Here is a 7,027-nt window from a genome sequence, read left to right as displayed (position 1 = left end):
GGGGGCGGGGGGGATGCGGGGGGGCAGACCCCGCCCGCCGGAGGGTGACGGGCCAGTCAGGAGATTGGAAACAGCAGATCGAAAGCAAGATCGGTGGCCCCCCGGATGGCGGCACGGTCGTGATCCTGCGCAGCTACGATCCGGATCTGCGAAGAGATGGCGGGGGGCGTTCTCTGAGCCAGGGTTTCGCGGATACCGGTGATCACATGGTTCCCGATCTCGGCGATGGGCCCCCCGACGGCAATCGCTTCGGGGGCCAGGCCGACCACCAGCCCCACAATGGCTTCGCCGATATGTCGCCCTGCTTCTCGCAAGGCCATGATCGCGTCGATATCGCCTGACTGCACCAGATGGGCGAGATCGGCGAGGGTATTTACCGGTTGTGTCGGTTTCGAAATTGCGCGCATCAGGGCCGGGTTTGCGGCGATCAGGGCGACACAGCCGCGGTTGCCGCACATGCAGGGCATGTCTCCGGCAGCGGCGACAGGCACATGTCCGACCTCGCCTGCCCATCCAAGCAGCCCTCGATGCAATCGCCCCGAAAGAATGAGGCCTGCGCCGATTCCGGTCTGGACCAGAAGGAAGAGCAGCGAAGCCGCCTCCGGGTGATCGTGCCGCGCTCCCAGAGCCATGAGATTGGCATCGTTCTCGACCGCGACTGCCATGCCGAACTGTTCGGCGAGATCGGATGGCAGGACACCCACCCGCGACCAGGGAGCGGTCCGCGCCTCGGCGGAGACCGGACCGGGTACGCCTATGACCATCGCGTGGATTCTGCGGCGGTCGAATCCGGGCTGTGCCGTCATCGAATCGAGGAGCCGGGAGATCTGGGCGATGGCGCCATCCGGGCCGAGATCGGCCTCCAGATTCACGGATTCAGTGGCCAGGATCGTGCCCGAAAGGGTGCAGAGGGCTGCGTTGAGGCCTTCGGCATGGAACCGCGCAGCAAGGATCAGAGCCGCCTCCGGATTGATGGCATAGCGAAGGAACGGGCGTCCCCGCTCGCCACGGCTATCCCTGTTTCGACAACCCAGCCTTCGTCGATGAGGCGGCCGAGCCTGGCGGCAACGGTATTCCGGGACCAGTCCGTTTCCAGGGCAAGCTCTGCCCGGCTTCTGGCCTGATGCCGGAGAGCATGAAGCAGGAGCAGATCCGCCTTGTCGAGGACAGAGGGGAGAGGCGGAGTTCGGACACTGGTCTTGGCTGAGCCCATGGTTGTCGCTCATTATTTTTGTAAATATTGACATAAATAAGATCATTATTGACAGAGTAAAGCCCATTGCTGATCCTCATGAAAGGCGTGGCGCATCGGTCCGCGCGATCCACGGCGATGGGAGGGGTGGTCGTGACAACCATTTCGGCGTTCAGAAATCCGACCGGCAGCGTGGCGATGTTCGTTCTGCTCGCCGGTGCCGTGGCCGCGCAGGAGGGCAACGATGCCCTTTATCAGGCGGCCGTTGCCGAGGCCCGGCGCATTGCCGAAGGCCAAGACCTCTCAGGCTATGTCGAGATGATCGGCCAGAACAGCGGCGTGGAAGGTCAGACGCTCGAGCAGGTCTATGCCGCCTTCGAGGAAGGCACGGGTGTCGAGATCCGCTATACGGGGACGCCCGACCAGACGGCCATCGTCCAGTCGCGTCTGCAGGCCGGCAACCCGCCCGATGTGGCCGATCTCCAGCTCGGCATGGCGCAGGATTTCGCCGAGCGGGGCCTTCTTGCCGATCTGTCCTCTGCCTTCGGCGACGAGCTGGCCGCGAATTTCAGCGAGATGCTGCTTTCGACCGCAACGCATGACGGCAAGGTCTTTGGCGTCTATCAGGGCCTCAATCCCTTCATGCTCTGGTACAATCCCCAGGCCTATGCCGGGCCCCGGCCGCCGCAGGACTGGCAGGCGATCGTCGAGTGGACCGAATCCGAGGCCGAGGCGGGCCGTACGGCCTGGTGTGCGGCCCAGGGGGCTGGTGCTTCCAGCGGCTTTTCCGGCGCTCAGATGATCGAGAACATCTTTCTCAAGAAATATGGCCCTGATCTCTATCGGCAGTGGGGCGCAGGCGAACTGCCCTGGACAAGTGCCGAGGTCCGCGATGCCTTCGAGGAGTTCGGGCGCGTCATCGCCGCCGACGGCCATCTGCAGGGCGGCGCCATCGGGGCCATCTCGACCTCCATCGCCACTGGCTACAATCCTCTTACGGCCGATCCGCCGGGCTGCTCCCTCGTGCTCTGGGGGGCCTGGGTGCCCGGCCTGATTGGCGAGAGCGCCAGACCAGGCGAGACCATCGACTTTTTCCGCGTCCCGGCTTCGGATCCGGCATACGACTCCTACGAACTCTTCCAGTCGGCCCTTGCGGTGGGCTTTAACGACCGGCCCGAGACGAAAGCCTTCCTGCGGTTCATGGCCTCGACTCCGGCGCAGACCTATCTCGCTTCGCTGAACCGCTGGCCGGTTGCCAACAGGAACGTGCCTGTGGATACCTATCCGAGCCCCCTTTTGCGGGAAATCGCGACCGAGTTTCTCGGCCCAGACGGGGTGGAGTTCGCTGCCGGTCCGAACCTGATGGCATCCGCGGCAACCAGCACCGCCTTCTATCGCGGTGTCGTCAGTTACATGCAGGATCCTTCGAGCCTGGACCGGATCCTCGAGACCATCGAGGCGACGACCGAGTGACGCAGGCCAGGTGACGCAGCTGCAGGAAGCGCAAGATGGACATTACAGGCCTCGTGCCGCTTCTCATCGTCCTGGGCGCCATCGGGATCCCGTTCCTTGTCTATCTGGCGCTGGGACTGGGCGAGGCCGTCCTCTCGCTATGCCCTCCCGGTCCTCAGCGTGCGATGCGGCCCTGGCTGTGGCTGCTCTTGCCCCTGGGACTGGTGGCCCTGATCCTGATCTATCCGGTGATTGTGACCGTCGCGACCTCGTTCCAGGATGCGCGTGCCGAATCCTGGATTGGCGCGGCAAACTATCGCTGGGCCTTTTCGGGGGCGATGCTGGATGTCATCGGCAACAACATCCTTTGGCTGGTCATCTTCCCTGTCGTCACGCTCGTCCTGGCCCTGATCGCCGCCGTACTGTTCGACAAGGTCTCCTATGAGCCCTTGGCGATGACGATTGTCATCTTGCCGACGGCGATCTCCTTCACCGCCGGTGCGGTCATCTGGACCCAGATGTATTCCTTTCAGCCGGCGGGCTCGCCACAGCTCGGCACCTTCAACGCGGTCCTGCAGGTCTTCGGACTCGGTCCTGTCCCCTGGCTGATCCAGCCTGTGGTCAATACCCTTGCACTGATCTTCGTGGCCGTGTGGCTCCAGATCGGTATTGCGGTGCTGATCCTGTCCTCGGCGATCAAGAATGTCGGAACCGAGATGATCGAGGCCGCCCGGCTTGATGGCGCGGGCGAGTGGCGGATCTTCTTCTCGATGATCCTGCCCAACATCCTGCCATCGGTTCTCGTGGTGCTGACCACGATGATCATCGCCGCCCTGAAGGTCTTCGATATCGTCTATGTGATGACCAACGGGAATTTCGGCACCGATGTGATCGCCAACCGGCTGTATTACGAACTCTTTGCCGCGAACAATCTGGGTCATGCGAGCGCGATTGCCGTCATCCTGCTGATCTCGGCCCTGCCGGTGGCGTTGATCAATATCATCCAGTTCCGCACCGAGGTCCGCCCGTGAGCAAGACCGCCCGCCAGTCTGCCGTTCCTCTGTCCTCCCATGGCTTCATCGGGCTGGCCGCCGACCGTGTCCGGGGGCGAGGGCACCTGCGCTGGCTGGTCCATGCTGTCGTCCTTCTCTTCGTCTTGTTCTGGTTCGTCCCGATCCTGGCGCTGCTGCTGTCGTCGTTGCGGCCCCAGGCGGAGACCGCGGCCTCGGGCTGGTGGATGGCATTGCCCAGACCGGCATTCACCGCCACGAACTACATGCTGGCCTTCGATCAGCTCCGCGTTGCCGGCAGTCTCGGAACCTCGCTGGCCATTGCGATTCCCACGACCGTGCTCGTGATCCTTCTGTCGGTTATCGGGGCCTATGCCCTTGTCCGGATGAATTTCGCTGGCCGGACGGCGATCTCGCTCCTGCTGGTCGCACTTCTCGTGACGCCCCCTCAGATTACCCTGGTTCCGCTCCTGCGGCTTTACAATCTGGTGGGTCTTTCGGGCACCATTCCCGGAATCTGGCTCTATCAGGTCGGCTTCACCTTGCCGTTCGGCGTGTTCCTGTTGCGGGGCTTCATTGCCTCGATTCCCCAGGAGCTTTTCGAAAGCGCCCGGCTCGACGGCGCTTCCGAGCTGCGCATCTTCAGATCGATCGTCCTGCCGCTGTCGCGGCCCATCATGGCATCTCTGGGGATCATGGCCTTCCTGTGGTCGTGGAATGATCTGCTGATCCCCCTTCTTTTCATGGGGGGATCGTCCCTGCCTCCGCCGATCACGGTGAATCTTGCCGGTCTCGTGGCCCAGACAACCCAGGGGCAGGGTCCGCTCATGGCGGCGACCTTCCTGTCGGTCCTCGTCCCTCTTGTCCTTGTCCTCTCGCTCCAGCGCCATTTCGTGCGGGGCATTCTGGGGGGTGCGGTCAAGGGATGACCGCGGCTGATCCCCCGTTCATTCAGGAGATGCCTCATGACATCGGTGGCCATTCGTGCCCTGCGCAAGTCTTATGGCACCATCCCGGTCATCCGCGACGTCTCGATCGACATCGAGGATGGCGAGTTCGTCGTGCTTGTCGGCCCCTCGGGTTGCGGCAAATCCACGCTCCTGCGGATGATTGCCGGACTCGAGACCGTCTCGGACGGCGAGATCTGCATGGGCTCGCGCGTGATCAACGACGTGGCCGCCAAGGATCGTGACATTGCCATGGTCTTTCAGAGCTATGCGCTCTATCCGCACATGACTGTGGCGGAAAACATGGCCTTCTCGCTCCGGTTGAAGGGGATCGCCCGCGCCGAACGGGACCGGCGCATCGCGAAGGTCGGCGAACTTCTCGGGCTCGGGGCATTGCTGAAGCGCTATCCCCGACAGCTTTCCGGCGGGCAGCGTCAGCGGGTCGCCATGGGGCGGGCCATCGTTCGCGATCCGCAGGTCTTTCTCTTCGACGAGCCGCTCTCCAATCTCGATGCCAAGCTGCGGGTGGAAATGCGCAGCGAGATCAAGGCGCTTCAGCACCGGCTGAAGATCACCACGATCTATGTCACCCATGATCAGATCGAAGCGATGACCATGGCCGACAGGATTGTCGTCATGCGTGATGGCCGGGTCGAGCAGTGCGATACGCCGCTGGACCTCTATGATCGGCCAGCGAACATGTTCGTTGCGGCCTTCATCGGTTCGCCCGCAATGAACTTCCTCCACGGGATGGTCGAAAAGCGGAATTCCGGATGCTCTTTCATGAGCTGCGACGGGATCGAGCTTCCCCTGCCGCCTGGTGCGGGACAGCTGGAGGGTCGGCCTGTTGTCTATGGCATCCGGCCCGAACATTTCGGATTGGGTGGGGCAGGAAGTCTTCAGGCGCGGATTCGGCTGGTGGAACCAACCGGATCGGAGACGATGGTCTTTCTCCGTCTGGGTGAAACGGAGGTCGTGGGGCTCTTCCGCGAGAGGATTGCTGCACGCGAGGGGGAAACGATCCCGATCCGGCCCGATCCGTCCCGCATCCATCTCTTCGACCCCGACAGCGGGCGACGGCTGATCTGATCGGTTCTCGTCGACCGGACATCCTCTGGTCTCTCATGATTCACGGAGCCCTTTCATGATTCCCAATGGTGATCTGTCCTTTCAGATGTTCTCATCCCGTGCTGCCGAAAATCTCGAGGAGCAGATCTCTGTCCTTGCGGAACTCGGCTACACGGATGTGCAGCCCTTCTTCTTTGGTCCGCCCGAGGACATGGCCTCACTCGAGTCCTATTCAGCCCTCCTGAAGCGATACGGCCTGACCGCGAAATCCGGTCATTTCACCCTCGACCTGTTCGAGGATGCGCCTGATCTTGTCACGGCGATCGCCCGCCGGTTTGGCATGTGGCTGGTCGTCTGCCCCTGGATCGCTCCGGAGGACAGGCCTCAGACGGTCGCGGGCTGGAAGGCGCTGGGAGACCGGCTGGCGCGGCTGACCGACCTCATGGCGGCGCGCGGCCTGACCTTTGCCTATCACAACCATGATTTCGAAATGCATCCTCTGCCGGATGGCAGCTATCCGATCGAGCATCTGCTGGGGGATCGCGTGCCCTTTGAACCGGATCTGGCCTGGATGGTGGTCGGCGGGGCGGATCCTCTGGTCTGGCTTGACCGATACCGCGGCCGCATCCCTGCCGTCCATGTCAAGGATCTGGCGCCGGAGGGAACGGCCCTCGACGAGAGGGGTTTTGCGGATCTCGGCCATGGCATCCTCGACTGGCAGAGCCTTTGGGATGCCGCCGTCGCATCCGGATCGCAGCTCATGATCGTGGAACATGATCAGCCGTCCGACTGGCGCCGCTTCGCACGCCGCTCGATCGAGACAATGAGGGCCATCGGGCGGGGCACAGAGGCCTGACCCCGGCCCTGCCTGACAAGGACAGAGCAATGACGGATGATATCCACGACGCGATCGTCGTCGGCTCCGGCGCGGCCGGAAGCTTTGCGGCCAAGGAACTCACGAGCCAGGGCCTTTCGACCCTGCTGCTCGAGGCCGGGCCGGAGATCGGACCGGAACATTTCGACCCTTCGCGCAAGCCGAAACGACCGCGCCCCATCAACATGGCCGAACGTGTTCTGGCGACGCTTCGCGGTCAGCCGGTCCAGGCTCGAGCGGCTTTCTTTCAGGGCGCGTTGCGGCATTTCTATGTCAATGACCGCGATAACCCCTACACCACGCCCAGGGATGCGCCTTTCGTCTGGATCCGCGGGCGGCAGGCGGGGGGGCGGACACATGTCTTCGGCCGTGTCCTGCTGCGCTGGACCGATGACGACTTCAAGGCAAGGTCCTGCGTCGGCCGCGGAGTGGACTGGCCCATTTCCTATGACGGTCACGTCCGTCAAGCTGGTGTAAATTCCTG

8 protein-coding genes are annotated in these 7,027 nt (G+C 63.1%); 6 read left to right on the top strand and 2 right to left on the bottom strand.

The window, feature by feature from the left end; translation table 11 throughout:
• Positions 1-56: 56 nt before the first annotated feature.
• Together RUTHE_RS17900 and RUTHE_RS18760 are read right to left on the bottom strand one after the other, a co-directional pair.
• Positions 57-872, bottom strand: a complete 816-nt coding sequence (locus tag RUTHE_RS17900) for an ROK family protein (RefSeq protein WP_021099350.1) — start codon at positions 870-872, stop codon at positions 57-59.
• A gap of 80 nt (positions 873-952) precedes the next feature.
• On the bottom strand, positions 953-1,213 hold the full coding sequence (locus RUTHE_RS18760; protein ID WP_169578850.1) for a winged helix-turn-helix transcriptional regulator: 261 nt from the start codon (positions 1,211-1,213) through the stop codon (positions 953-955).
• Positions 1,214-1,390: 177 nt separating this feature from the next.
• Here RUTHE_RS18760 and RUTHE_RS15025 point away from each other — a divergent pair, with 177 nt between their 5' ends.
• The 6 genes from RUTHE_RS15025 to RUTHE_RS15000 form a co-directional block, all read left to right on the top strand.
• On the top strand, positions 1,391-2,665 hold the full coding sequence (locus tag RUTHE_RS15025; RefSeq protein ID WP_158453437.1) for an ABC transporter substrate-binding protein: 1,275 nt from the start codon (positions 1,391-1,393) through the stop codon (positions 2,663-2,665).
• 35 nt (positions 2,666-2,700) lie between these two features.
• Positions 2,701-3,675, top strand: a complete 975-nt coding sequence (locus tag RUTHE_RS15020; RefSeq protein ID WP_021099348.1) for a carbohydrate ABC transporter permease — start codon at positions 2,701-2,703, stop codon at positions 3,673-3,675.
• Positions 3,672-4,583: a carbohydrate ABC transporter permease gene (locus RUTHE_RS15015; RefSeq protein WP_021099347.1), complete on the top strand. Its 912-nt coding sequence runs from the start codon at positions 3,672-3,674 to the stop codon at positions 4,581-4,583. The genes RUTHE_RS15020 and RUTHE_RS15015 overlap by 4 nt, the downstream gene beginning before the upstream one ends.
• 36 nt (positions 4,584-4,619) lie before the next feature.
• Positions 4,620-5,690: an ABC transporter ATP-binding protein gene (locus RUTHE_RS15010; protein WP_021099346.1), complete on the top strand. Its 1,071-nt coding sequence runs from the start codon at positions 4,620-4,622 to the stop codon at positions 5,688-5,690.
• An 85-nt stretch (positions 5,691-5,775) separates the two neighbouring features.
• The gene (locus RUTHE_RS15005) at positions 5,776-6,525 is read left to right on the top strand and encodes a sugar phosphate isomerase/epimerase family protein (RefSeq protein ID WP_245542269.1); all 750 of its coding nucleotides are present in this window, start codon (positions 5,776-5,778) and stop codon (positions 6,523-6,525) included.
• Positions 6,526-6,554: 29 nt separating this feature from the next.
• On the top strand, positions 6,555-7,027 hold a 473-nt coding region (locus RUTHE_RS15000), incomplete at its 3' end, for an NAD(P)-binding protein (protein WP_021099344.1).

It is taken from the genome of Rubellimicrobium thermophilum DSM 16684, from assembly GCF_000442315.1.
In the GTDB taxonomy this organism is placed as follows: Bacteria; Pseudomonadota; Alphaproteobacteria; order Rhodobacterales; family Rhodobacteraceae; genus Rubellimicrobium; species Rubellimicrobium thermophilum.
The sequence above is the reverse complement of the archived record's forward strand: the minus strand, read 5'-3'. Positions and strand labels throughout refer to the sequence as shown.